The following is a 22,766-nucleotide window of genomic DNA, read 5'->3' as shown; positions in this document are numbered from 1 at the left end:
CGCACTACTCCGCCGCCATCATGCCGGTTGCGCAGGCCATCAGCTCTTGGCCTAACGCTTCCTCGGCATCGATCTCGTCAAGCACGTCTTCGAGCTTCCGGCTTACGAGCTGATAGCTGCCGTCCGGCTGCTTGATCTGGGTGGTGTACTCCGCATCGGGCCGCTCGACGCGAATGCGGTCAAGGTTCCGCTGCACGGCGTCGGCCGTCTTCGGGTCTGCCGCAAGCTTCGCGACTTCTTCGGGGGCCAGGTCTCGCGTGGCTGCAGCGACCGAACTACCTGCATCGTCGGCGCGTGGCATATCAAAGAAGCGCTCGAATACCGGCCTCTCCTCAAACGTCAGCGGCCTCAAATGACGTTCTCCGGACAACGCCGCGGCCTCGTCAGACGCCGTGTTGGCCTTTTGCAGAAGCGCTTCAGTGATGCTCGACAGGCTTTTTTGATCAGCCTTATTTGCAATGACTTGTTCGGCAAGTCGCTGCGCTTCTTCACGATCAATTCGCACGCCGTAGCCATCCGCCGCCAGCCGCGCAATTGATCTCCGCAGCTCATTGGTGACAACTTCAGTCTGTGACGCCAAGGTCGCCGTGACAGTCTCCCGATCCGCCTCGATCGCTTTGCGTTCGGCTCCAGTCGCAGCTTGAGCGCGATCATGTATTCTCTGCAGGCTGTCAGCTTCCTTGGTTCGGCGAGCAAGCAGCACGTCGAGCCCTTTCGCTTCCTGCTGCAGCGACGCGAGTGCGCGCCTGTCCTGCTCCGATGTCGCCGCCAACGTTTCCTCGATCGTCGCGCGCTCTTGCCGAAGTTCGGCCGCGCGCTTCGACGTCAAGGCTGGCGCCTGCAGATCTTGCTCAATCGCCGCGAGCCGGTCGCTGGCCGCGGTGTCCGATGCAACATCAATCCTCTGCTGAAGCGCCTGGCGCTCCGCCTTGATCTCCTCAATTCCGCTGCGCAGACCGTCGAGCAGACTGGCACGGTCGACATTCGCCAGCTCTTTCGCGACTGTCTTGGTGTCGCGCCGTTCTAGCGCCGCCATGGCCCGGCTGGCGCGCGCCTCGATCTCTGGGACGGTCGCCGCGATCTCACCGATCTGCACCTCAGACAGACGCTCGACCGTCGACGGCAACCGATAAGGAAACGAAGGAGCTACCGCGACGGGGTCACCACGCAAAATCGCCTGCAGAGCGGAGCTGACCCCGTCGCGATGAGCAGCCTCGCCGGCGGCAGTCGGGAACGGATTGACGGCCGCGATCTGCGCTTCCGACGCCGCCGCGTTGATCTCTTCGCGGGCAGATGTCGGCAGCGGCTTGGCGCCGAGCCCGACGAGCTTCTGCAGCGCGCCGAAGCCGAGGCCGAACACGCCGCCGACCAGCGATGCGGTCGCGATCTCGCCGGGGATGTCGCGCCACGATCCGGGCACTGCGGCTTCCTTCGCCGAGGCATTCAGCGCCGACGTGGCCGCCTGCGTTCCGCCCGCGATGGCGGCAAATTCGAGCCCGCGCAGCGCAATGCCGGCGGTGCCGGCGCCGCCGAGCGGCAGCGTGGCAAGCGTCACCGGATCGGTCAGACCACCCGCCAGCGTGCCCAGCACCGTGCCGGCGGTGCCGCCCCAAGTCGTTTCGCGCGCCGCGAACCTTGCGGCGGCATCGTGCGCCGCGGCCATCCGGCGCCGCGCCATGGTGTCGATGTCGGCCTCGGTCAGCGGCATGAACCCGTCATCGGGCCGCTGCTCCCGCAGCTTCGCAATGCCGGCGTTGAGATCGTCGAGCGAGACGTTCCCGCCCATGCCGTACAGCGGCAACTGCTCGCCGGTGCGCCGCTTCACGTCGTCGTAATAGTTGGCGAGCGCTAGATCGCGCGCGTTTTCATAGGCGGTCGACGACTGCCATTCGGTCATCGACCGCCACGACACGTCGAGCGCTTCCGAAAAACCGGCGGGCACATCCGGCGCAGCGTTGGCCGCGACGTACTGATCCGACGCCGCAACCGTCTGCGGGAACAGATCAAGGCTCACGGCGTCACCCGCGGCCAGGACGAGCTGAACGCATCCGACCAGCGCTGCGCCGACGTCGTCGGCTCAACAGCCGGCTTGCGCCCGCGCAGATCGAGCACGAAGGGCGCGCCGCTGGCGGTCACCGCATATTGCGGGCGTTCATCATCGCGATTGAGCTGCAGATAGTATTGACCATCGGCGCGCGCCGACAGCTTCGCCTGCCCGCGCAGGAAATCGGTGTCGATCGCCTTTCCGGACGCGGTCCGCGCGTCCTTCAAGTCGTCGTTCGACACGCCCCACAACACCGCATCGAATTGAGCCTGCGTCATGCCGCGGCTCGGAGCGATCAGCGGCGCGCCGTTGTGGCGCAGCACGCCGCCGGTGACGTCATCGACCGCCTGCTTGAGCCGGCTGGTGTCTGGCGCGCCCGAGACGTCCTTGGCCTGCGCGGAGAGGAACGCATAGCGGGCGTCGATCGCATCCGACAGCGCCGCATAAGGCCCCTTCGGATCGGCCCGGCCGGCGACGCTGAAGATCGCCGGCGGCAGGTAGCTATCCTTCGACGTCTGGTAGGCGACCTTGGTGGCGCCGCTGGACGGCAGATAGCGGGCGTCCGCGCGCTGGGCCTCGATCCCTTGCAGGATCGACGGCGCGACGCCAGGCGCCGCCGAGAACAGCCCCGCGGCGATCGTCAGCGCCGGCCGCTCGTCCTTTGCATTGGTGCCCGCCACGATCTGCGGCAGCGCCGCCGCGAAGGTCTGCGGCGCAAGCCCCTTGGCAAAGCCGCCGAGGATCGCCGCGCGATCGGCCGGCGTGGCCTCCAGATACTTCTGGTGCCAGCTCTCGGCCTCCTGGGCCGTGAACGGCGATCCGCTGCCGCCGTAGATCCGGTGCGCCGTCTGCGCCTGGGCGTCACGCGCCCGAAGATCGGCGATCATCTGATCGTCGATCGCACGATCTGGCAGGATCGGCCGCAGCGCGTAGTATCGCCCGCCGCCTTCGCCGCCGAGCACGACCGGCTCGCTGTCGCGCCGCTTGATCTGTTCGTCGCGGACGGACTTAAGCGCCCCGAGCGCGTCGAGCCCCTGCTGCGTCGGGTTGCCGCCCGGCGCCGCCATCTGCGCTTCGAGCGTCGTGATCGCGGCGTCGAGCTGCGCCGGCGGCTTCTGCCAGGCGTCACGAATGATCGGCTGCATCTTCTCGGCGAAATCGAGATCGCGCAGCCGCGCGGCCGCCGCCGCGTCACCCGATGCCGCCGCCGCGGACTGCGCCGACCGGAACGTCGCGACCCGCATCGGATCCACGTCGAAGCCTTGGCGGACGATGTCGACGATCGGATCGGACGTCGCAACCGCGCTGGCCTGGGTCTTGAGGAGATGCGCCTCGCGCGCCTGCTGCTGCTGCAGCACGGCGCCGACCGCCGACGCGGCGTGCTGCGCCGCCGCCGGCGACGAGAACGCGGTATCCATCGGCGCACCGAATTTGCCGTACAGCTTGCCGAGGTAGTCCCGGCTTTCCTTGATGTCGACGACCGATGCGAGCTGCGCCGGCGAGAAGCCGGCGCCGAACTGCGCTTCCGCCTTCGCCTTCCATGCGTCGGCCCGGCCCGGGCCGGCGTTGTAGGCAACGGCCGCGAGCGCCACATTGCCGTCATAGCGCGTCACCATCTGCTGCCAGTAGGTGCGGCCGAGCCGAAGGTTGAGCGCCTGATCTGTCAGCAGCCGGTCTTTCAGCTCGGCATCTGGCAGCGCCGCGACGTCATTCAGCCCGAGGCCCTTGGCAACCTCGCGCGCCGTCGCCGGCATGATCTGCGCCAGTCCGAGCGCGCCCTTGTCGGACACCGCTTTGGCGTCGCCCGCGCTCTCGATTGGCACGATGCCGTTGTCGAAGATCCGCGACGCATGGTCCGGCGCGATCACCCGGCCGACCGACAGCGTCGCCGCTTCCGGATGGAACGCCGCGGCGTTGGTGATCGCGGCTTGCGTGTTCGCATCCATCCGGCCTTCGGCCGCGATCGTCAGGCTGGTCCGCCGCACCGGATCGAGCGAGGCAAACATCTGAGGATCGGCCAGCGCCGCTTTGGCGGCGGCCGGGTTGTTTTGCACCAGCGCCATCGCGTCGGCCTGGTCGAGCTGGCCGCGGAACGCCTCGGTGCGCTTCACCGCGGTTTGCGCGTCGATCCAGCCGGCCGCGTGCAGCCGTTCGAGGTTCGCCAGCCGCCGGTCGATCGCGGCCTGCCGCTCGACCGGCGACGCCGCCGTGGTCGCCTCGGTCAGCGACGTGGCGGACAGGGTGTCATCGGCCGCCAGATTGATATCGGCCTGCCGCGCGACTTGGGCGCCGTGCACCTTGGCGCCGGCCGAGATGCCGGCCCGCGTCATTTCCAGCGAGGTGCGCGCCCGCAGGTTCGGATCGGCAATCCCGCCGAGCTGGTCGCGCTGCAGCGCGGCGAGCTCGTCCTTGAACCGCCCTTCGGCCGTGGCGTAGTCCTGATCGTCGGTGTACTTCTGCTGCAGCGACGCAAGGCCGGTCAGATAGCCTTCCATCGCCTGCGATGTGGCGGTGTGCTGCTCGCCTTCGCGCACCTTGGCGGCGACGGCCTGCAGTTCGGCGCCGAAGCCCTGCACGGCCTTCCCGATATCGGACGTGTCCGGCGCCGGCGCGATGCCCGGCAGGGGAATGGCTCCGACTGACGGTCGAGGACCGCCGCCAAGCTCGACGCGCTGCTGATAGTCCGGAAGAGGTGCCATAACGGCGAAGCTAAACTGCCCGCCGCGTGGTCAACCGTGTCAGCGGTAAGCCGGGAAGCTCTGGCTTCCGACCTGAATGGTGGACGCCACGCCGCCGTCGCCGCCGCCGAGGCTTAGGCCGGACATGCCGGAGAACCCTTTCAGCAGGGCAGTTCCGGCGCCGAGCCATCCGGCCGTTTCGGCGGAGCTCCCACCCACCTCTGCCGCCGCCTTGCCGTACAAGGCGGCCAGCGCCTGCCCGGCCGAGCCGGCAGCCTGCCCGCGCAACGTCGCGACGTTGGATTTGACGTTGGCGCGCTCGACCTCGAAGTTGACGCCGGTCATATCGACGTCCGACTGAATTCGGCTTGCGGTCACCGCCTGCGTCACCAGCGGCGACCCGAACGACGGGTCGAGATGGTTGCCGGCGAAATAGCTGCGCTGGGCCGCAAGCGTCTGCCGCCCCTGCTCCATGATCTGGCCGAGCTGTAGCCGCTGCCGGCTGGCCGCGAAATCGACGCCAAGCTCCGCCGTATCGGCTTGGGTGTTCAGAATGTCGGTGTTCGCCAGGGCCAGATCAGCCTGCGCGCCGTAAGACGCCGACTGCAAGTCCGATGCAGCCTTTTTGGACGATCCAGAGAGTAGGCTGCCGATAATGCCGGATCCGGCCGCGAGCGCTTCCAACCACATGGCCTCACTCCATCACGTCGACGATCGGCGATAGCGCAAGCACCGTCGACGGCAGCGCATCGTCGCATTCGAATTCAAGTTGCGCCTCCGGCAGCAGATCGCCCTCGACCGTCAGCCGCTTCTTGCCGCTGAACAAGTCGGGCCAGGCGCCCCAGCTCGTGCCCGTCTCGATCAACGGCTCCCACAGCTCGGGGTTGTCCTCTTCGGAGTTGTAAACGCGCACACGACCGCCGCCGGTGTGCATCACCTGCACCGCGGCCTCGTGGATCGTCTTCTGCAGATCCGTCGTACCGCCGGCCTGCGTGTTGAAATTGCGCGGCAGGTCGCGGATGTACCCCCGGATCGGCAGTCCGACGATGACGTCATCAGACGGCCGATCGAGCACAATGGTGCCGTTCGTCACCACCTTGCGCGTCTGCATTGCGCCATCGGCCAGCACCGCGACCGTCTCGCCTTCGAGGTGACCGAGCTGAGTGATTTGCGTCAGCTTCGAGCCGGTGATCCGCAGGCCGCAGTCAACGAACCACGCGCCGGCAGCGGTCGGCAGCGTCGGGTCGACCGGCGCGAAATAATCGGCGAACTGCTCGACGAACCGGCGCGTTTGCCCGTTGATGGTACGGCGGACGATCAAATAGACCTGATCCGATCCGGACGACACGGACGGCACGCAGCACATGTGCTCGACGAACATGTTGACGCGGGGATGACGGCAGAATGCCGACATCTGTTGCTCAGGCATCCACGTCAGCGACGCGATCGAGCCGTCATCGAACCACATCCACAGCACCCGGAACGGGTCCCGCTGCCAACACGTCCCGACCAGTCCTTTCGCGAAAATGTGCTCCGCCGAGACACTGATCTCGTTCGAATTGAGCTGCTGCTGCTGGGCGTCGAATTTGGTGTAGTGAAGCCGCTTCCGGGTCCGGCCGACGAACATCACACCGCCGTCGACCGCAACCGCCACCTGCGGCGCCGAACCATCCGAGCCGATCGGATACGGCTTCATCGTCTTCGGCGTCAGCGCGTCGAACACGCTTGGACCGCGCAGCACCCACTCGATATCGGAGGTTCCGAGCAGCAGCGGCCCTGAAGGCAGCGCCCACTTGATCTCGACCAGAGATCCGTCGGGGGCGATGACGCGGCCGGCGATCGCATCCGTATCGTCGGCAGCACCAAGATCGAAATTGCGCGCGTCGTCGTCGGCTGTCAGCCAGAAGATGTTTTGGCGATACCATCCGAGCCTCGGGTAGTTGTAGGCCACCAGCTCCGGCCAGCCCTTGGAGGACGTCCAGGCCGGTGCGGACCAGCGCGACGTCGCACCGCTGACGACGCTGTCCGGCACCCGCTTGACGACATCGGCCGTCACTGAGTTCGCGTTGATGAATGTCTTGATCCGCACGATGCCGTAGCCAGAATGCAGATACCGCCACGTCTGCTTTCCAGCCCCAGCAGACACATCTCCCTCGGTGTGCACGGGCGCGTTCACGCCAGCCGCCGCCGTCACCATCGCCTGATAGACATTGCCGTTCCAGCGCCGCTGCGCTCCAGCCGGAACGCTGTCCTCAGCCGCGCTCCACCCTGGCGTCAGCGACAAGTCGCGATCGTCGAGCCGCATCACGCCGCCGACCATGTCGGCGGAGAACGGCGAGCCAGATCCGGACAACGCGATGCCGCCTCCGGTCACCGCGCTGGCTTGGATAGTCTTGCCGGCATCCGAGTTCTCGGTGTCGACCGGTCCGCTATCGGACACATAGGCCGAGCACGACCAGCTCAAATTACCGGACCTGACGATCTGCTGCGGCTGCTTCGTTCCGCTGGCAACGAAAATCGTGTCGCCAGCTTGCGCCGCGCGGAGGTTCGGCAGCTCGGCTTCGGTCCACGGAACCACCATCTCGTAAGGAGTGGTGTCCGGGTTCTGCAGAAAGCCGCCATCCCTCACGAAGCGCGACACGCCGCCATTGATCACCAGCGCGTAGTAATCAGTCGACGATCTCCGGAACGGGATAAGTGCGCCGCGCTGCGCCTCATTCTTCAGCTCCAGCACCAGGCGCGTTCCGGGTGCGCGAGTGACGCCGCCGCCCTTCATCACCACGTAGTTTTCCAGCTTCTCGACGGCGATCTGGTACTTTGCCAGATCGGCGCGCGCCCCAAGTTGCGGGCCGAGCTCGCCGCCGGCGAAGCTGACGCGGTCGATTTTCGCGGCTGAGCCCATCACGTCACCGATACGACCGGCCGCCGCCGCGGCGCGCCGTCACCCACGATGTTTCCGGCCGGCTGCACTGCGACGATCGATTTTCCTTCGCGTCGATCGAGGCGCTGGTGCTGATCCGCTCCATCGCCAACGCCCGCTGGCTATCGGACCAGCTTTGCGATTTTCCGAGCTGGGTGGCACCGTAAGATGCGAGCAGATGCCCGAAGCCAGACAGAAAGATTGGGTCCCAGAGCCGGACGGCCACGACACGCCGCGTGTAGCACACGCTCGGCTGGGCGATGTTAGTCACCAGCACCATCGCTTCGACCGCGACACCGCCGACGCTGGCCTGTCCGCTTTCGACCGCCCATTCCCGGCGATTGTCGCCTTTGATATAGCGAACACGCAGGCAATCGTCGGGGAGCGGATAGCGCAGCTTCAGATCGCCGGAGCCCGGCACCGGGTCGAGTGCGGGCATCACCCACGCCGTCGCGAAATTCCACGGCTTCTCGCGCAGCAGCTCATCGCGCGCCAGAGCGAAGAACTTCCGCATACAGCGCGCGCGCGTGGTGGTGTCCGACATGGCAGCGATCTCGGGAAGCCCGAGATGTCCCAGCGCCAGATTGGCGGCATATTCCTCGGTCCCGACCGCTGCGGTCATCGCACCTTCCCGAAAAATGAGCGGACCGCGCGAACGCGATCCGCAGTTGCTCGAGAGAGGGCCTACGCGCCCTTGAAGTACCGGATGTTGGCGTTGATATCGGCTGCGGCCGTGGCGGCAGCGTTCAACGTCAGCCACAGGGCGAGATTGCCGCCGGGATTGGAGGCAAGCCCGGCCAGCTCCCAGATGCGCTTGACCTGGTTGGCCGGCGTCGCCACACCGCTGCCCGTCGCCGCCGCAAGCGTGGTCGAACCGGCGCTCGCGAAGGTATGCCCGTTGACGATGCAGTCGGCCACGATCATCGCGCCGCCGTTGCCGTAGGCGACGCCGATGTCGTTGTCGCTCGCGCCAGTGATCGCGCCGAAATAGATCGTCGACGACGGATCAAGGATCGCGTCCGCCGGCAGTTCGCCGAGCAGGACTTTCGAAGCCGCGCTGTCGCCCGACGCAATCGACACCTTGGAGTTGATCGCGCGGACTTCGGCGGCGGCAAAGATGCCGTCGACCGCCTTGAGCGACGACGGATCGCGCGCGCCCGTCGCATATTTGGTAACGACTGCCATGATGGCCTCCCGTTCGAGAAATCAGTTGCAAGGGGCCGCGGCGGCATCGCTGCCGCCACGCCGGCTATTTCTTGGTGAGGATCTTCACCACCTTGGCGTCTTCCGACCGCGTCGCACCGACCCACTGCTCCATTTGCGGATGGGGGCGGTTCATCTTGTCCGGTCGGTTCGGCACGTTGACGGTCAGCGGGTCGAAGTCACCCCAGTGCATGCCGGACTTCACCCACATCGCAGCGGTGTAGGTCGAGCCATCGTAGTCGGCGAGAGCCGCCTTGCCGTCGTTCGCCGGCAGGATGGTGGTGTTGAGGATGTCGACACGCTCCGGCTGATCGAGCACCTTCCGATCGCGATAGTCGGCGGAGATGTAGGTCAGATCGCGAAACAACTCTTCGATCTGCTGCGCGTTCAGCGACAGGAACAGCTCCTCGTCGCCGATGTCGACCTGATCCCCGCACATATACCGGCGAGCGCGCAGGATCTTCTTCACATTCATCCCGCAGGCCGTGGTGTCGTCGGTCGACGAGTAGCCGACGCCGGCGACGACCGTTCGGCCGTTCCACGCCGCCATACTCGTTCCGTCCTGGCCGATCTTGCGCGGAGCGAATAGCGACTGCGACAGGATGACATCCTTGCCGCGGACCATCGCCTTGGCGCCGGCCTGTACGAACTGGCTCTCGTAGGTAGTCAACGCCTTAACGGCGTCTTCCTTCTCGATCAGCTTACCCCAGGCGAGCTGCCGCGGAGTGATCCAGACAGGCTCGATGCCGTTATCGATATCCGGCGTGTCCGCCTTGCGGCCGAGATCCACCACAGCAGTGGTTTCACCGATCAGTTCGAGCAGACAGCTGATGCGGCCCGACAGGTCCGGATGATAGGTGAAGCCCATGTCGAATTTCGAGGACTTCTGCTGAACCGCGAGCTGGACGTTCGCGGTATAAGCCAATTTATGTGCGTCAGTGATCGGTCCCACGGGACCCTCCTGCGAAGCGATGGATGATGTCGGGGTTGCTTCGTCAGGGTGCGGCCGGCTGTTGAGGCCGGCGGGCCTGCCTATCGTTTAACGCCCGCGATCGGCGGAGCGGCTTTCGCTCAGGTCAGGCGGGCCTCGGCAGAGCCAGAAGGGGCGAAGCCAAGGGTGCGGCCAGTCCGGACAGGAGCCGACCCGTTTCCGGGCCGACCAGTCTGGGGAGAAAACAACACAAGAACTACTTTCAGCGGCGAACCTATCCGCCTTGGCCTGGCGTCAACCGACCGAGACGACACCCTTGCCGCCCCAGCGATTGGCATCGGTGGCCCGGAAGGCGCTGACGAGCTTCTTCGATTTGATTTCGAAGACCCAGTCAGACCCTGCGACACGGTAGCGGCCGTTGGGAACCTCGTATGGCTCCGAAAACCGCTGATCCCGGTCGGCATCGGCGTCGTAATCACCGGAGCGCGCACCTTCCGGAAGATCACGGCAGAAGTCTGAATTCAGTCGCCGGATGACGCGGTCCACGGCGCTACGGCCACTGTCTTCCGCGGCAATCTTCGCGGCCTGCGCGGCTTCGTCGTCCACGAGCTTCTTGGCAGCCTCTTCGGCCGCCTTCTGCTTCGCCGCGGCCTCGTCCTTGGCCGCTTCATCAGCGGCCTTTTGCTTCGCCGCAGCTTCGACGTTCGCAGCTTCGTCGGCGTTCGTATCGTTATCCATGTCCTAGCTCCCTGTCCGGTTCAACCTCGACTACTTACCTGCCTCGATCGCGAGCAGCGCATTGCGGCGGTCCGTAACTTCCTTGTGGCGGGGGTTACGGGGGTCCTTGAAGACCTTCATGAATTCGGGGTCACCTTCGAGCCGCAGCCGCTCCGCGCGCGCCTGGGCGGGTGACTGCGAGCCGTTGTCCCCGCCCTTGCCGGTTACAAGGCGATCTTCGCCCATCGCCTCGCCGATCTTGATGAACAGATCGACCATACCGGCGGAGCCGAGCACTTTGTCCATCTCGCCGGCGACCGCCTCGCTCGGCGCGAAGGCCGAGAATGCCCGCTTCGCGAGATCGACTTTCGCGTCATACTGATTGCCGAACTTGGATCGCAGCGCGCGATCGAGATCGGCGTTCGCCTGTTGCGCCGCAGCCTTGAAGTCGTTGATGATCGCGTTGTCGTGCTTGTGCATGGCCGTATAGACGGCCTCGGCCTGCCACGGCAGCAGACGCGCTTTGTGCGCCGCCGGGAGGAAGGCTTCCCACGCCTTTTCGTCGTGCACTTCGCCTTCGCCTGCGGCCGGAGGCGTCAGTTTGTAGTTACCAATGTCAGGCGACCAGCCGAGTTCGGCGAAGCCTTCCCACTGCTGCATATTCGCGGGGTCCGGCTTCTTGATAACGTTGCGGTCGCGCGCCATCTGGTCGGCGGAGCGCAACGACGAAAGCGCTGTCTTGATGTCGGGATAGTTCTTGCCGTCGAGGAACTTCGTCGTGTCGGCATCGAGCCCGGAATAGCTCTCGCCGCGCCACCAGCCTTGATCGCCGCCGGAGCCAGCAACGGAGGCACCGCCTTGCGGAGATGCACCGCCGCCGGCCGCTGCTGCACCGCCGGCCGGCGCACCTTGCTGCCCACCACCAGCGGCGCCGCCAGCAGCACCACCAGCGGCACCGCCGCCGGCACCTTCGGCCTCACGGATGAAGCCGCGCAGATACTTGTCGAAAATCATCGGTTCTCTCCAGTTGTGCGGTCAACTTTGGTTCGTTCGAACAGGGTGGCATGGTCGATCTGCGCGAGCTTGAAGATCTCCAACGCGCATTGCCGGCGCCCCTCGGCGATCCACCCGTCACGGTCGCTCGGCGCGTTGTTGGAGGCGAACACGTTGTTGCGCAGCGCGATGTCGGCCAGCGTGTCCTTGAAGGTGGTTCCAAGCGCCCGATACCCTTGCAGCACCAACCAGCGGCGGTTCGCGGTCGGCCAGATCGAGGCGAACCAGCGGGGCCAGTTTTCAAACTTGATCACGACCTTGTTCACCGCTGCGCCCTCCCCTTCGCCAGCGTCTGCGCCTGATCGGCGTGCGAAACGTCGGCGTAAACGGAGGCGGCCTGCTCGGCCTGCACGAGCTGCGCCTGCTGCGCCTGGGCTTGCGCCCGCGCCTGCCGGTTCTGCTCGACGATCCTCGGATCGAGCTTGATCGAGGGCACGCCGGACCGCGCGTCGTGCAGCAGTGCGGAGTAACCGTCGATGTCGATGTCATCGATCCAGCGCGGGTCCTGAGTGGCCCCGAACATCTGCAACTTGGTCGAGACCCACGACGTCGCGCCGGCGGCGATGTCCGCTTTCTGCGCCTTCGCGAACGGCGACACGAAGGTGACGGCGACATTGGCGCGCAACAGCTCCGGCGGCGGCAAACCGATCTGACGCACGACCACGCCCATGCGGTCGAGGATCTGAGCGCGGCGGCGGATGTACGATCCCAGCCCGCGATGGATGCGGACAAGGTTCGGCGCCAGCGATTTCAGCTCATCGTTGGTGTAAGCCTGCACCTCCTCGGCCGTCATCTGCGGGCGCATCGCGAGCACCTGGCTGAGGCTGAAGCGGAAGGCGCGGCGGACCTGGTTGCGCAGATCCTGCTGCACCTGCAGCGGCAGGGACATTTGTTTTCCCCGCTCCAGGATCTGCGCCGGCGGCTTGCCGTTCGAACTACCTTCCCCGTAAAGGACGTTGCCCGGCTGGATGTCAGCGAGCGTCATCACATCCTCATTTTCGGCCCACCACATCGGCTCGGCATCGAACTGGATGCCGGCGAGCGTCGACCGGGCTACCTCATCGTTGGTCCGCATGTCCGGCAGCGCGTTGCGCGCAGGGCCACGCGCCCATGTGCGCCCCGATCGGGGCGACCACTCGATCTCATGCACCGGGAATTCGTGAAAGCCGCCCTCGACGATGAAATCTCGCTTGTCCGGCGACACATAGACCGACTTGTAGCGCATGTACCGGCTGAACGGATTGCCCGGCCGATAGTCCGGGTTCGGCATGATCGCGTGGACGAAGGTGATTTGCTCGTCCTCGCGACAGGTCGCCAACGCCGGATGGTCACGCCACTTGCTGCGCGCCTGCCGCCCGGTCAGGCGCATCCGCCGGTGAAAGGTGTCGGTGTCGCCATTGGCGTCGACATCCTTGTAGCACTGAGACAGCGGCAGGTTCGGCGAGATGATCCGGCCCTCTCCGGCCATCTCTTCCTGCCACTCGAAGCCGGAGCCCCACATCGCTAGATCGGCGAACCACGCGGGCGCGTTGAGATAGAACTTGTCGATGGTCGGATCGAGCGACGCATAGATCAGGTTCGTGTACTTCCAGAGGTAATCGCGCGCCGGCTTCCACTTCTGCAGATCAGGATCGTTCGGCGTCGACCATTCGAACCAGCGCTCCGCCGGGTTCACGGCCTTGGTGAAGATGCCGTTGACGAAGTCATCGGCCGCATAGAGCGGCGTGCTGTCGAACGGATCATCACCATCGGATCGGCTATCCCGCCCGTCCTGGCTGAAACTCTGGTCCTCCTGCATCAGCCGCGAAATATCGCGCCAGCGCGGCTCCTCGATCGCGCGGGCGCTCTGCAGCTCGCCGTGGCGCTTCTCGTAGTCGGCCCAAGCCACGACTATTGCCCTGACAGCAGGCGATACCCGACCGGCGGCGCACCGAGCTGCGTCGGCAGACCGATACCGAAGCTCGACCCCGCCATGCGCTTCTTCCGCTCGGCGATCGATGCGGCCCGCGCGCTCTCACTGTCCTGCGCTGGAACGGCCGCAGCTTTCGCCAGATCGTTCGCCTGCTGCTGCGCGGCGAGCGCCGCATCGGCCGCGGCCTTCGCCTGCGCTGTCTGCTGCTTCACCGCCTCGGTCTGCGCATTGGTGGCGTCGATCAGCTCTTGGGGCGGCTTCGGGTTGAAGACGTTGGAAACCCAACTCTCCGCCTTGTGGAACAGCGACGATAGCCAGCTCATTGGGGTGCCCCTGCGGTTGACCCGCGGGAAGCTACGGCACCAGCCGGGACGTCAACCGGCGAACAGCGAGCGCGCAATCAGCTTCGGGGTCGACCGCACGCCGCGACGGCGCCCATCGCCCTGCGTTCGTCAACTAGGCCCGGCGCTTCAGCGGATTGTACCGCTTTGCGGTCCGGTTCTGCTCGCGCCGCTCCCGGCGCCCGCGCTCGATATCGTCGGTTCGGCGGCGTGCCTCTGCCGATCCGCACAGCAAGGCGCCGTATTCGGCGGCTTCGCAGGTGTGGCCGTCGAAGGTCTTGGCGACGCGGCCGAGATCGTCGGTGCCGGCTGTCTTGACGAAGTGGAAGGTCTGGTTGGCGCCGCGGCGCAGGGTTTTACACGACGGATCGACCAGCAGCCCCGGCTGTCCGCCCTCGCAGGTGTGCCGCAGTTTTGCGCGCACGGCTTCGTGACGCGCATCCGGGTTGTTGGTCGGCGCGAGCTGCACCTTGCGGCCGAGATATTTTGCCAGCCGCTCGCGGTCGCTGCCGTCCTCGGTGCCGTCGCCGGCCCCCATCGCCGGATCGCACACCGACACGAACGAGCAGCCCTCGAAGCGCGTGGTCTCGAGCCGCAGCATCGCGGTCGCCAGCTCGCGCATACCACCCCGCTCAAGCGGCACTTCGGCCAGCCAGCGAAGCTGGCCGTTCGGCAGCTCCTGCGAATACACCGTCGTCGGCGTCAGGCCGCCGTCGGTGCCGGTGATCACCGGCAGTTCCTTGATCACCGGGATGGTGACCTTGGACATATTGCGCTCGTCGTCCCACTCGCCCCAAACCGGCGAGTTCGCCCGCGTAAAGCCCGGCCGCGCATGGATCATGCGATTGATCCACCACGGCCGGTGTGCGTTCATCATCGCCGAGTTTTCATAGTAGCCGCGTCCCATCGCTTCGATGTTCTCGGCGTTCGGCGACAGGCCCGAGGGCTGCTGGTGCAGCACATGGCCGGGCTTGTTGTTCTCGTAGAAGTCCCGATACGTGAAATGCTGCACGTCGGGAGCATTGCCGTCACCGTAGAACCGCCCCGATCGGCGGATCACCTCGCGCGGCGGTTCGCGGCCGACACGGTCGACCAGGCCGGCGCACAACTCCTCGGCCAGCGTCGGCCACTCGTTGAAGTAACAATCGGTGAATTCGTTACCGAGCAGATCGTCCGGATCCATCGACTCCCCGAACGCGCGGAACCGATTGGTCAGGATGATCCGGCCGAACGGATCTTCGAACTCAAGCACGTGCTCGGCTTCGCGCGGGCTCGCGCCCGTCCACTTCGAGCCGGGCATGTCCTTGGGGAAAAGCTTCCACCACGACGGGATTGTGGCTTTCCAAACGTTGATGTACTTTTGTCGCCATGTGCCGAGCACGTATCGGCGCACCCCGTCCGCACCGGGATAGATCCTTTGGGCCTCTACCAACGCCTTCTTGCCGCTGGCAATCGTTTTGCCGGAGCCACCCGGACCGATGATCAGGTCCGCGGGGTTGCTCGCGAGGATGTAGGCGTCACTGACCGGCCCCGCGCTCCGCATCAGATTTACCGTGCCGGTCTTCTCCTGCTTGTGCAGATGATCGACGACGTCCGGGAATTGCCGGCGAAACTCATCGTCGGCTTCCAGGTGGCTCATCTGATTTCGATACGGGTTGGCCGACCCCAGCACATCGGCCAGCGACGTTCCGCGCAGCATCTGCTCAGGCGCTGATACGTCGCTGCTACTCATTGCGCGCAATCCCCCCGCCCCCGGTCGACTAAACCAAGGTCGCGCACCTGTGCACGGCTGACGGCGGACAGGGCCGAAGGTCGAGGCGTCGAAAAAATCACGCGCTTGGGGGGCACGCGGTCGCCGCGGCTGGTTTTGGGGGGTGCCACCCGGCCACCCCCCGGGGGGGTAGGTGTTGAAAACGTAGGCCGGTGGCGGCGCAGCCAGAGCACCACCACCGGCCGGGATCGGGTCAGGTCCGCACCCTGCCCGATCTGCACCGGCCTACGGTCGCACCCTGAGACTGGCGTCCCAAGCCCACCGGCCGGTGATTTGAGATCAGCGGACCGGCAAGGCCAAGCCGCTGAAATCGCTTCAATCTTCGCCTTCGGACGATGCGGAGCCGTATGACACGGCCGGAGCGCTGGCGCTAACCTGCTGATTTTGCTCGGTTTGGTCGGCAGCATGGTCGATGTAGGTCCAAGGCGGCCGGACCTGCCCGTCAGGCCCGGTGACGGTCGCACTCTGACCGCCAATGAGCATCGTCAACCGCGGCACCACCGCGTTGCCCTGGCCGTCGACCGAGGCTTGCTGAGCGTAGAAGTAGCGCGCCAGCTCGCTCCACATCTTGTCGAGCCGGTCGAAGGCTTCGAGCTTCGTGCATCCCAGCTCGATCGAGAGGCTTTCCGGCGTGTGCATGGCGTAGCGAAACCGCCGCTCCAGCGGATCTCCGCAGAGCTTCCGCACGAATTCGAGCATTTGGCGCGTCGCGACGTTCTGCGCGCCCTTCGGTCGGCCGCGCCGATCGGCCTTGACCGACGCCTCGACGCGCTCGCGTTCCTTCGCGGTCAGCGTCGATCGCGTCGGCGGCATCAGCATGTCGAGCTGGTCGGGCTCGGCCGGCGCCGCGCCGGCCGCCGCCGCCGCAATCACTCCCCCGATCGCGTCCTTTTTCGTCATCGCCGCCGATCCTGCTGAATTTCCGGGATTATTTAATTCGGTTCGCGCAGCAGCAACCGGGCGCCGATCGCCGCGAGTGTCTGCGGTGTCTAATCGGCTGGATGAAGTAACCAATTGATCAAACTAACTAATCTCTATTTCTAGACACGATAGACACTTAGACACCACCACCCCCTCACACGCGCGCGCGTGCGCGCGCATGTGTGCGATGCTGGCACCTGTCTAGGTGTCTAGCGTGTCTGGCATCTCAATTTTCGATTGTGTATCAGCGGCTTGGCGCATCCAGAGGGTTAGACACTCGCCCGTTTCGGTGTCTTTCACCCCGCGCCCGGTGACCGAGAGGCGCACCGCGCGGTGACCATCGCCGGCAATCCATATAACGATCCTGCGGTTGCACCACCGCCACCGGCGCCGGCGATCGGCCGGCGCAGCCAGCCAGCATCGCGGCCGTGGCGGCCGTCGTCAAAAGTCGTCGCATGAAACTCCCCCGAGCCTGAAACGGGGCAAGGCTAACAGGCATCAACCGCAGCGGGAAGCGGCCGGATCAAAACGGCACGTCCTCGAGGATGGCCGGCTGCTCGCGGCGGAGCTGCGCCAGAAGCTGAGCCGTAACCAACTCCACCGAGGGAGCGCTTCCGAAGGCGCCGCTATTGGCGGCGTTGGTGGCGTGGTCGGTCCAACGCAGATTGGCGCGGCGGTTATCGAGCGTGCAGCGGTTGCGGTGATCGCCGACGAGCCGGGCGATCTCCGCCTCCGGGCGAGGGTCCGCGCGTTTCAGGATCTCGCGATGCATCCGCACCGTGGCCCGGCTCACCCCCACATTGCGCTTTGCGTAGAGCTGCCAGCGCGCCCGGCCGGAGTGCCAGACGTTCCAGTTCGACTCGACCAGCCACGGATAGTCGATCGCGTCGACAAGACACCAGACGCCCTCGCGCTCGCTGAGGATGATGGCGCGCCAGGGCGTGCCGGCGAGATCGGGCAGGTTCATGTTCGAGCTGTTCGGGCTATCGCGATCAATACATCGCGAAATTCCAACGGTGTTGCGGCTCGGATAATCGCCTTGTTCTTTCCGCAGATATAAGCCATCACGCCGGAGCGCCTGGCCTTCGCGTAGCCGTGGCGCCGCAGGCCTATCTCGGGCAGTCGCTGCGGCGATGGCCCCCAGATCATTTCCGGCGTTTCACACTTGACCACGTAGAGCCAAGTCGCCTTGCGCGCCATGTGCCCATAATGACCTTGCTCGACGTGACAGGTGAAACCACCAAAGCGGTCCGCCTTTATCCAGCCCCCCGTGTGAGGAGGTTCGGCAAGGCCGAACCAGCGCCATGCGTTCGAATATGCCGGGTGCTCGATGACGCCGCCGAAGTTCCGCACAGCCGTTAGCGCAGCAGCAAAGCATCCTGCATCTTGACCTAACTTGAACTGGTGCGGCTTGCGCGGCGATCCGTGCCAGTAACGCCCCCATCGCTCGTACGGCGGATGCGCGACAATAGGGTGCGGACCAGCGTAGAGCCTGGCATCGCGGGTGACATCCCACGGATCGACGTCAGGTAGCCCGAAGTAGCAGCCGTCTCTGGCGACAAACAGCGCTGCGATCAATTCACTTCTCCGGCGCCTGGTGGTAGCGGTCGAGGACGATCAGCGTGCAGCGCTGTTGCGTGCCGTCGATCGTCGGGCGGTTGATTTCGGGGTTGGTGATCATGACGCCGGGGACCGGGCATTGCCGCAAAGCGTCCTGCCACGCGCCGCGCGCCCAATCGGTGCCTTCGAGCAGATCGGCGACCTTCGGCGAGGTGTTCGGCACAGCCAGCACCCACCCGGCATCAGGGAGGCCGTAGCGCATCAGCGCCTCGCTGAGCGTTACCCTGTGCTTGCGGCAGATGCCCTTGACGATCTCGCGGGTGTTGAACAGGCCGAAGCCGGCGACTTCGAGATCGCGCTTAGCCGTCGCGGCATCAAGCGGACAGTCGACCGCCGCGCCTTCCTCGTCCGTCGTGCGCAGCTCGTGAATGGTGCGGCCGATCGTGTTGCGCGAGGAATTCCGCCATGCCGCGACTGGCGTCGTCAGAATGCGGTCGACGCACTGGCGCCAGTTCGGCTTGGCGTTCTCGACTTCTGGTAGCTCATCGGCCTGCAGCAGCTCGGCCCAGGCGCGTTCTTCGTCCGGCCCCAGCGGCACGTCGAGATCGGCGGATAGCTCCGGGCCGAGCAGGATCGCGGCACACGCCAGCAGCGTGCCATAGGTGTCCTGGCCGCGGTTAGCGTGGCCGCCCTGCGCCAGCGCAGCCCGGAAGCGCTGCAGCTCGTTCTTGAAGTTCTGGCCGTTCTCGCCCCATCCCTGCATCATCAGCGACAGGATCATCGGCCCGGCCGTGTCGGCATTCACCGCGGGCGGGCGCTCCTGATTGAGATCGAGCGGCAGCAGCCGCAGCACCGCGACGCGGCTCATGTCCTGCGCCGACCGCAGCGGATTGTTGATCGCCGAGAACAGGAAGGCGGAGCGCATCTGGAATTCGCTCGCCTCGCCCTTCGTCGGTCCGCCGCGCCGGCCGATGTCGCCGCTCGACGACGTCCGCATCAGATGCACGACGTTGTCGAGCTTCCGCGCGTCGGCGTCGGGCTCCAGCTCGTCCAGCGCCACCGGCCGGGCGTCGTGCGCCATCGCCTGATAGATGCCGGCGGCCGTGGTGTCGGCCGAGCGAAACAGCGCCTCGCCGAAGATGTCGCGCATCGCCTGCTGCAGCGTGCTCTTGCCCGTCGCGCGGTCGCCGAGCAGCAGGCAGGCGCTGCGCCAATCGAGCGCGCCACCGAGGAAGGCAACGCCGATCCAGCCGAGCAGCAGCACCGGGTCGACTGCCGGCCGGGTCCAATGCCACTTGCGGAAGGTCTGCAGCAGCTTGCCGGCTGGGTTGTCCTCAATCCCGATCGGCTCGGTCCACGGCTCCGGCAGCGCCGACAGGCGAGGATACAGGTGCTGCTCGTGCATCCCGGTCGGCAGCGTCGAGAATTTGCCCTTGTGGCAGCGCCAAATCGCATTGCCGGCGTGGTACACCAGCGCACCGCTTCGCAGCGTCCATGCACCGCGCCCGCGCATCTTGTCGTTCGGGCTGAAAAAGCCCTGGCGCGCGCAGGCTTGGAACAGAATTTCCTTGATGTCGTCGGCTTCGAACGAGACGATTTCGCTTGGCTTGGTGACGATGCCCTTTTTGTCGACGACAGGCTTGCTCCAGCGCGGGCACATCCACTTCGGATAGTTCGGCGCGTCGCTGTAGATATCCTGTATGCCGACCTGGTTGAAGTCGGCCGCCTTCATGGCGCGAAACTGCCCCATGCTGTCGATCACGTACTTGTAGGAGCCCTCGAAACCGATCGGCGTCACCGGGCTTTCGCATTCCGGGTCGGACGGCATGCCGTATAGGTCGGGCGTCCATTGCCCGGCGTGCACCTTGTTCGGCCCGCGTGGCTCCATCGGCGGCGGATCGCGGCGCATCTTGCGCTGGCGCTCGATCTCCCGCGCCGCCTTGTCCATGCTGACGACGTTGGCGCGGTTGCCGGCGGCGGTTTTTTTGGTGTCGGGCACGGGGACTTCCGATGTGATGCAGTGGTGGCCGGGCGCGTGCGCCCGGCCGAAGCGTCAGGCAAGAAATCAGCCTTCGCCGATCAGGATCGGACAGCCAATTTCCTTGGATTTGGCGTTGAACGCTTCGACCGCTGCGTCACCGATCGAGAAGCCCAGCGACTGCGACAGCAGGTCGAGATAAATGAACGCATCCCCGAGCTCGCGGCGGAGCTTCGATACGAGCTCAGCGTGGGTCTCCTTGTTGCCGGTGATGCCATCGCGATAGCGATTGAGCTTCTTGATGATATTTCCAGCCTCGCCAGCCTCTCCCGCGAAGGCGGTGAACCAGTCTGACGTCGACCACGCATCGAGCGGATGATTGAAACCTTCAGCGCCCTCGCTACGCCGAACATTTGTCTCACTGAACTGCCGAAAGCTGATATCCATCTGCGTTCTCCCTTGGCTTAGCTGCGCTGGATTAGTAGCGCGGGGCATGCTCACAGCATCCCGAGCGCTTGCATGTAGGTTTCAAGGATGGTCTCGGCCTCGGCGCGCTCGTTGGCATCGGTCTTGCGCATCCGGACGATGGTGCGGAGCGCGGCGACGTCGAAGCCGTTGCCCTTGGCCTCGGCGTACACGTCGCGGATGTCGTCGGAGATCGACTTTTTCTCCTCTTCCAGCCGCTCGATGCGCTCGATCACCGCGCGTAGTTGCTCTTTGGCGAAGTTGGTGGCCGCCTCATCCGGCGTTGCCGGAGGCGCTGCAGCGGCGGCAGTCGTCGGGGCGGGGGCTTGTGGCGTACCGTCGAAGATGTGAACCATGGTGCGTTCCTCACAAAGGGATTTCGGTTTCGGCTTCTGGCCGAGCGCAGCTAGTACCGCTGCAATCGCGGTACTTCGCTGCACCGAAGAAGCTGGCGAGATCATCCGTTCCGTCGCGTGCGAAAATTTCAGCCGCCATGCCGAGCGCGAGGCTCGTCCGATCAAGCCGCGCGGTCAGATCAGTTTCGCGCGCCTTCGATTTCTCCAGTTCAGTTGCCAACGAGCGGATGACTTGGGCGTCGTTCGCCTCCTGATCGGACATGCGCGCCGATTTCTCTTCGAGCTTTGAAGCTAGCTCGTCCGGGAGCTCGCAGATCAAGGTGTGAGGATCGATACACTCGGCGCCGCCATCGACCGAGACGACAACCCCGTGCTGTGCCATCAGCTCTCCGATCAGGTCCAACATGAGCGACTTGCCGCTCCCAGGTCTTCCCATTGCCCTTAGCTTAACAGTCGTCGTCATAGGCCCTCTCCTCTCAGCGTGTCGTTGATGTCCTTGCCGCCGAACGCGGCGAAGTCCGCCACCGGGCGGCCTGTGGCGCGGAACGCGGCAAGGCCGCGATCGAACTGCGCGACGGCGCCCGGCTTTTCCCAATCCGATTGACGATGGATCAGTACCGCGTCGCAGCAGGCCGGCAGGCGCTGCGCCACGGCCGTCATGTTCGACAGCGAGATCATCGCCCACCAGCGCCAATCGGGATGCGCCAGCACGCCGGTCAGCCCGTCCTCGGTGCCTTCCGAAAACCCGAAGGTCTGCAGCAGGCCCGCGTCATTGGCTTCGCTGATCGAGAGGTGACCGTCGCCGCGCCACAGCGGGATCACGCAGCCGAGGCTTTCGGGGAACACCTTGCGCGCGGCTTGCTTGGTGCCGTCGGGCGCGGGCGGGATCACCGCCTTGCCGCGGCCATCGGGCGCCAGATAGGTCTGGTGAACGGCGACGATCCGCATGTTGCCGTCGACACAGCAGGCGATCTGACAGGGGTGGAAGCTCTCGCCGATCTTGGCGCCGCGGCGGTCGCGATGGACGTATTTGTGACGCGGCACGAAGCGCAGGCAGTTCGGCACCAGGCTTCCGCCGCGCGGCCCGACGAATGGCGCGGCGCGCAGGTCGATCGTGCGCGCCTCGCGCCAGTAGGTTTCCGCCGCCGTGCCGAGGATCGGCAGCGCATTCCGAAACAGGTTGAAGGCAGCGGCGCGCTTGCGGGCTTGATCCGCCTCGGCGTCCTTTTCGGCTTGCGCGCGCTGCGCCGCGGCGCGGTCGCGATCCTGCTCCAACTGCTTTTGGTCGATCCGCGACAGCCGCAGCCGATCGCAGGCGAAGCGCGCCGCCTCCATCGCACCCCGGCGGTCGAGATGATACCAGCCGTTGCAATAGGCGATCAGCTCCAGCGATCGGCCGCACTCGCCCGTGGTGTAGTTCTTCCAGGAGAGGCCGTCCGCCTTGAACCACAGCGCGAAATTGTCATGCCCCTGCCCGCGCGGGTCATCGGTGACGATCGTCCGAGACTTCGATCCGGTCGGCACGTCGAGATCGAGCCGGCACAGCGCCAGCACGTCGCTTGGCCGATCATCCAACACGCGCTTGAGATCGGACCAGCCCTGCCCGGTGCGGAGGTTGATGGTCACAGCGGCTCCGGGAACAGTCCAAGAATGTTCAGCTTGTTGGCGATGCTTGAACAGAGATCGCGGCGCGCAGCGGACAACGCCGCTCCAAAACGTCTCGTCCCGGAATGATCAACAACCTCGGCGACGGCTAAAGCCAACGCCGTCTCCTTTTCGAACTTCATGCGGGCGGCGAAGACAGTTTTGACCTTACCGTACTGATTTGGTCGAAAGAACGCATAGCTCTCATCGTCGCCAAAACTGACGCAGAACCCGCGATTAGCTTCAAATACTTCCCACTGAAAGACCATCGC

General features: G+C 65.5%; 22 protein-coding genes. All 22 read right to left on the bottom strand.

The window, feature by feature from the left end; translation table 11 throughout:
• Positions 1-4: 4 nt before the first annotated feature.
• Positions 5-2,014, bottom strand: a complete 2,010-nt coding sequence (locus VRZ08_RS05585) for a hypothetical protein (RefSeq protein WP_414531880.1) — start codon at positions 2,012-2,014, stop codon at positions 5-7.
• Positions 2,011-4,743: a lytic transglycosylase domain-containing protein gene (locus VRZ08_RS05580; RefSeq protein ID WP_414531879.1), complete on the bottom strand. Its 2,733-nt coding sequence runs from the start codon at positions 4,741-4,743 to the stop codon at positions 2,011-2,013. The genes VRZ08_RS05585 and VRZ08_RS05580 overlap by 4 nt, the downstream gene beginning before the upstream one ends.
• 39 nt (positions 4,744-4,782) lie before the next feature.
• Positions 4,783-5,412 (bottom strand): hypothetical protein, encoded by a 630-nt coding sequence (locus VRZ08_RS05575; RefSeq protein WP_414531878.1) that lies wholly within the window; start codon positions 5,410-5,412, stop codon positions 4,783-4,785.
• A 4-nt stretch (positions 5,413-5,416) separates the two neighbouring features.
• Entirely contained in the window at positions 5,417-7,624 is a 2,208-nt protein-coding gene (locus tag VRZ08_RS05570; protein WP_414531877.1) for a hypothetical protein, read from the bottom strand.
• Positions 7,625-7,628: 4 nt separating this feature from the next.
• Positions 7,629-8,264 (bottom strand): hypothetical protein, encoded by a 636-nt coding sequence (locus VRZ08_RS05565; RefSeq protein ID WP_414531876.1) that lies wholly within the window; start codon positions 8,262-8,264, stop codon positions 7,629-7,631.
• A gap of 62 nt (positions 8,265-8,326) precedes the next feature.
• On the bottom strand, positions 8,327-8,827 hold the full coding sequence (locus tag VRZ08_RS05560; RefSeq protein ID WP_230761667.1) for a hypothetical protein: 501 nt from the start codon (positions 8,825-8,827) through the stop codon (positions 8,327-8,329).
• A 64-nt stretch (positions 8,828-8,891) separates the two neighbouring features.
• The gene (locus VRZ08_RS05555; RefSeq protein WP_414531875.1) at positions 8,892-9,797 is read right to left on the bottom strand and encodes a phage capsid protein; all 906 of its coding nucleotides are present in this window, start codon (positions 9,795-9,797) and stop codon (positions 8,892-8,894) included.
• Positions 9,798-10,070: 273 nt separating this feature from the next.
• A complete protein-coding gene (locus tag VRZ08_RS05550; RefSeq protein WP_414531874.1) occupies positions 10,071-10,514 on the bottom strand; it encodes a hypothetical protein in 444 nt (147 codons plus the stop codon).
• 30 nt (positions 10,515-10,544) lie between these two features.
• On the bottom strand, positions 10,545-11,507 hold the full coding sequence (locus tag VRZ08_RS05545) for a hypothetical protein (protein WP_414531873.1): 963 nt from the start codon (positions 11,505-11,507) through the stop codon (positions 10,545-10,547).
• Positions 11,504-11,812 carry a hypothetical protein gene (locus VRZ08_RS05540; RefSeq protein WP_414531872.1) on the bottom strand — a complete coding sequence of 103 codons (309 nt, stop codon included), beginning with the start codon at positions 11,810-11,812 and terminating at the stop codon, positions 11,504-11,506. Before VRZ08_RS05540 ends, VRZ08_RS05545 begins: the two co-directional genes overlap by 4 nt.
• Positions 11,809-13,434 carry a portal protein gene (locus VRZ08_RS05535; RefSeq protein ID WP_414531871.1) on the bottom strand — a complete coding sequence of 542 codons (1,626 nt, stop codon included), beginning with the start codon at positions 13,432-13,434 and terminating at the stop codon, positions 11,809-11,811. The genes VRZ08_RS05540 and VRZ08_RS05535 overlap by 4 nt, the downstream gene beginning before the upstream one ends.
• Before the next feature lie 2 nt (positions 13,435-13,436).
• Positions 13,437-13,781 carry a hypothetical protein gene (locus VRZ08_RS05530; protein ID WP_414531870.1) on the bottom strand — a complete coding sequence of 115 codons (345 nt, stop codon included), beginning with the start codon at positions 13,779-13,781 and terminating at the stop codon, positions 13,437-13,439.
• 133 nt (positions 13,782-13,914) lie between these two features.
• Complete coding sequence (locus VRZ08_RS05525) at positions 13,915-15,531, bottom strand: hypothetical protein (RefSeq protein ID WP_414531869.1); 1,617 nt, start codon at positions 15,529-15,531, stop codon at positions 13,915-13,917.
• Positions 15,532-15,885: 354 nt separating this feature from the next.
• Positions 15,886-16,470 (bottom strand): hypothetical protein, encoded by a 585-nt coding sequence (locus VRZ08_RS05520; protein WP_414531868.1) that lies wholly within the window; start codon positions 16,468-16,470, stop codon positions 15,886-15,888.
• 544 nt (positions 16,471-17,014) lie between these two features.
• The gene (locus VRZ08_RS05515; protein ID WP_414531867.1) at positions 17,015-17,458 is read right to left on the bottom strand and encodes an HNH endonuclease; all 444 of its coding nucleotides are present in this window, start codon (positions 17,456-17,458) and stop codon (positions 17,015-17,017) included.
• The gene (locus VRZ08_RS05510; protein WP_414531866.1) at positions 17,455-18,069 is read right to left on the bottom strand and encodes a hypothetical protein; all 615 of its coding nucleotides are present in this window, start codon (positions 18,067-18,069) and stop codon (positions 17,455-17,457) included. Before VRZ08_RS05510 ends, VRZ08_RS05515 begins: the two co-directional genes overlap by 4 nt.
• Position 18,070: 1 nt before the next feature.
• Entirely contained in the window at positions 18,071-20,050 is a 1,980-nt protein-coding gene (locus tag VRZ08_RS05505) for a hypothetical protein (RefSeq protein WP_414531865.1), read from the bottom strand.
• Between the two features lie 66 nt (positions 20,051-20,116).
• Positions 20,117-20,476, bottom strand: coding sequence for a MazG-like family protein (locus tag VRZ08_RS05500; protein WP_414531864.1), 360 nt, complete (start codon positions 20,474-20,476; stop codon positions 20,117-20,119).
• 50 nt (positions 20,477-20,526) lie between these two features.
• Entirely contained in the window at positions 20,527-20,850 is a 324-nt protein-coding gene (locus tag VRZ08_RS05495; protein ID WP_414531863.1) for a DUF2312 domain-containing protein, read from the bottom strand.
• A gap of 10 nt (positions 20,851-20,860) precedes the next feature.
• On the bottom strand, positions 20,861-21,313 hold the full coding sequence (locus VRZ08_RS05490) for a hypothetical protein (protein ID WP_414531862.1): 453 nt from the start codon (positions 21,311-21,313) through the stop codon (positions 20,861-20,863).
• Entirely contained in the window at positions 21,310-22,476 is a 1,167-nt protein-coding gene (locus VRZ08_RS05485) for a hypothetical protein (protein WP_414531861.1), read from the bottom strand. Before VRZ08_RS05485 ends, VRZ08_RS05490 begins: the two co-directional genes overlap by 4 nt.
• Complete coding sequence (locus VRZ08_RS05480; RefSeq protein WP_414531860.1) at positions 22,473-22,763, bottom strand: hypothetical protein; 291 nt, start codon at positions 22,761-22,763, stop codon at positions 22,473-22,475. Before VRZ08_RS05480 ends, VRZ08_RS05485 begins: the two co-directional genes overlap by 4 nt.
• Positions 22,764-22,766 lie beyond the last annotated feature (3 nt).

Origin of the sequence: Rhodopseudomonas sp. G2_2311 (assembly GCF_047501505.1) — a bacterium.
In the GTDB taxonomy this organism is placed as follows: domain Bacteria; phylum Pseudomonadota; class Alphaproteobacteria; order Rhizobiales; family Xanthobacteraceae; genus Rhodopseudomonas; species Rhodopseudomonas palustris_H.
Note: the sequence above shows the minus strand (reverse complement) of the source record. Positions and strands in the feature narration are given on the sequence as shown.

What these genes read in the sequence shown, in the direction of transcription:
- VRZ08_RS05580 (WP_414531879.1), bottom strand. Translation starts at nt 4,743, where the DNA reads ATGGCACCTCTTCCGGACTATCAGCAGCGCGTCGAGCTTGGCGGCGGT.
- VRZ08_RS05575 (WP_414531878.1), bottom strand. Translation starts at nt 5,412, where the DNA reads ATGTGGTTGGAAGCGCTCGCGGCCGGATCCGGCATTATCGGCAGCCTA.
- VRZ08_RS05570 (WP_414531877.1), bottom strand. Translation starts at nt 7,624, where the DNA reads ATGGGCTCAGCCGCGAAAATCGACCGCGTCAGCTTCGCCGGCGGCGAG.
- VRZ08_RS05565 (WP_414531876.1), bottom strand. Translation starts at nt 8,264, where the DNA reads ATGACCGCAGCGGTCGGGACCGAGGAATATGCCGCCAATCTGGCGCTG.
- VRZ08_RS05560 (WP_230761667.1), bottom strand. Translation starts at nt 8,827, where the DNA reads ATGGCAGTCGTTACCAAATATGCGACGGGCGCGCGCGATCCGTCGTCG.
- VRZ08_RS05550 (WP_414531874.1), bottom strand. Translation starts at nt 10,514, where the DNA reads ATGGATAACGATACGAACGCCGACGAAGCTGCGAACGTCGAAGCTGCG.
- VRZ08_RS05545 (WP_414531873.1), bottom strand. Translation starts at nt 11,507, where the DNA reads ATGATTTTCGACAAGTATCTGCGCGGCTTCATCCGTGAGGCCGAAGGT.
- VRZ08_RS05530 (WP_414531870.1), bottom strand. Translation starts at nt 13,781, where the DNA reads ATGAGCTGGCTATCGTCGCTGTTCCACAAGGCGGAGAGTTGGGTTTCC.
- VRZ08_RS05525 (WP_414531869.1), bottom strand. Translation starts at nt 15,531, where the DNA reads ATGAGTAGCAGCGACGTATCAGCGCCTGAGCAGATGCTGCGCGGAACG.
- VRZ08_RS05520 (WP_414531868.1), bottom strand. Translation starts at nt 16,470, where the DNA reads ATGACGAAAAAGGACGCGATCGGGGGAGTGATTGCGGCGGCGGCGGCC.
- VRZ08_RS05515 (WP_414531867.1), bottom strand. Translation starts at nt 17,458, where the DNA reads ATGAACCTGCCCGATCTCGCCGGCACGCCCTGGCGCGCCATCATCCTC.
- VRZ08_RS05500 (WP_414531864.1), bottom strand. Translation starts at nt 20,476, where the DNA reads ATGGATATCAGCTTTCGGCAGTTCAGTGAGACAAATGTTCGGCGTAGC.
- VRZ08_RS05495 (WP_414531863.1), bottom strand. Translation starts at nt 20,850, where the DNA reads ATGGTTCACATCTTCGACGGTACGCCACAAGCCCCCGCCCCGACGACT.
- VRZ08_RS05490 (WP_414531862.1), bottom strand. Translation starts at nt 21,313, where the DNA reads ATGACGACGACTGTTAAGCTAAGGGCAATGGGAAGACCTGGGAGCGGC.
- VRZ08_RS05480 (WP_414531860.1), bottom strand. Translation starts at nt 22,763, where the DNA reads ATGGTCTTTCAGTGGGAAGTATTTGAAGCTAATCGCGGGTTCTGCGTC.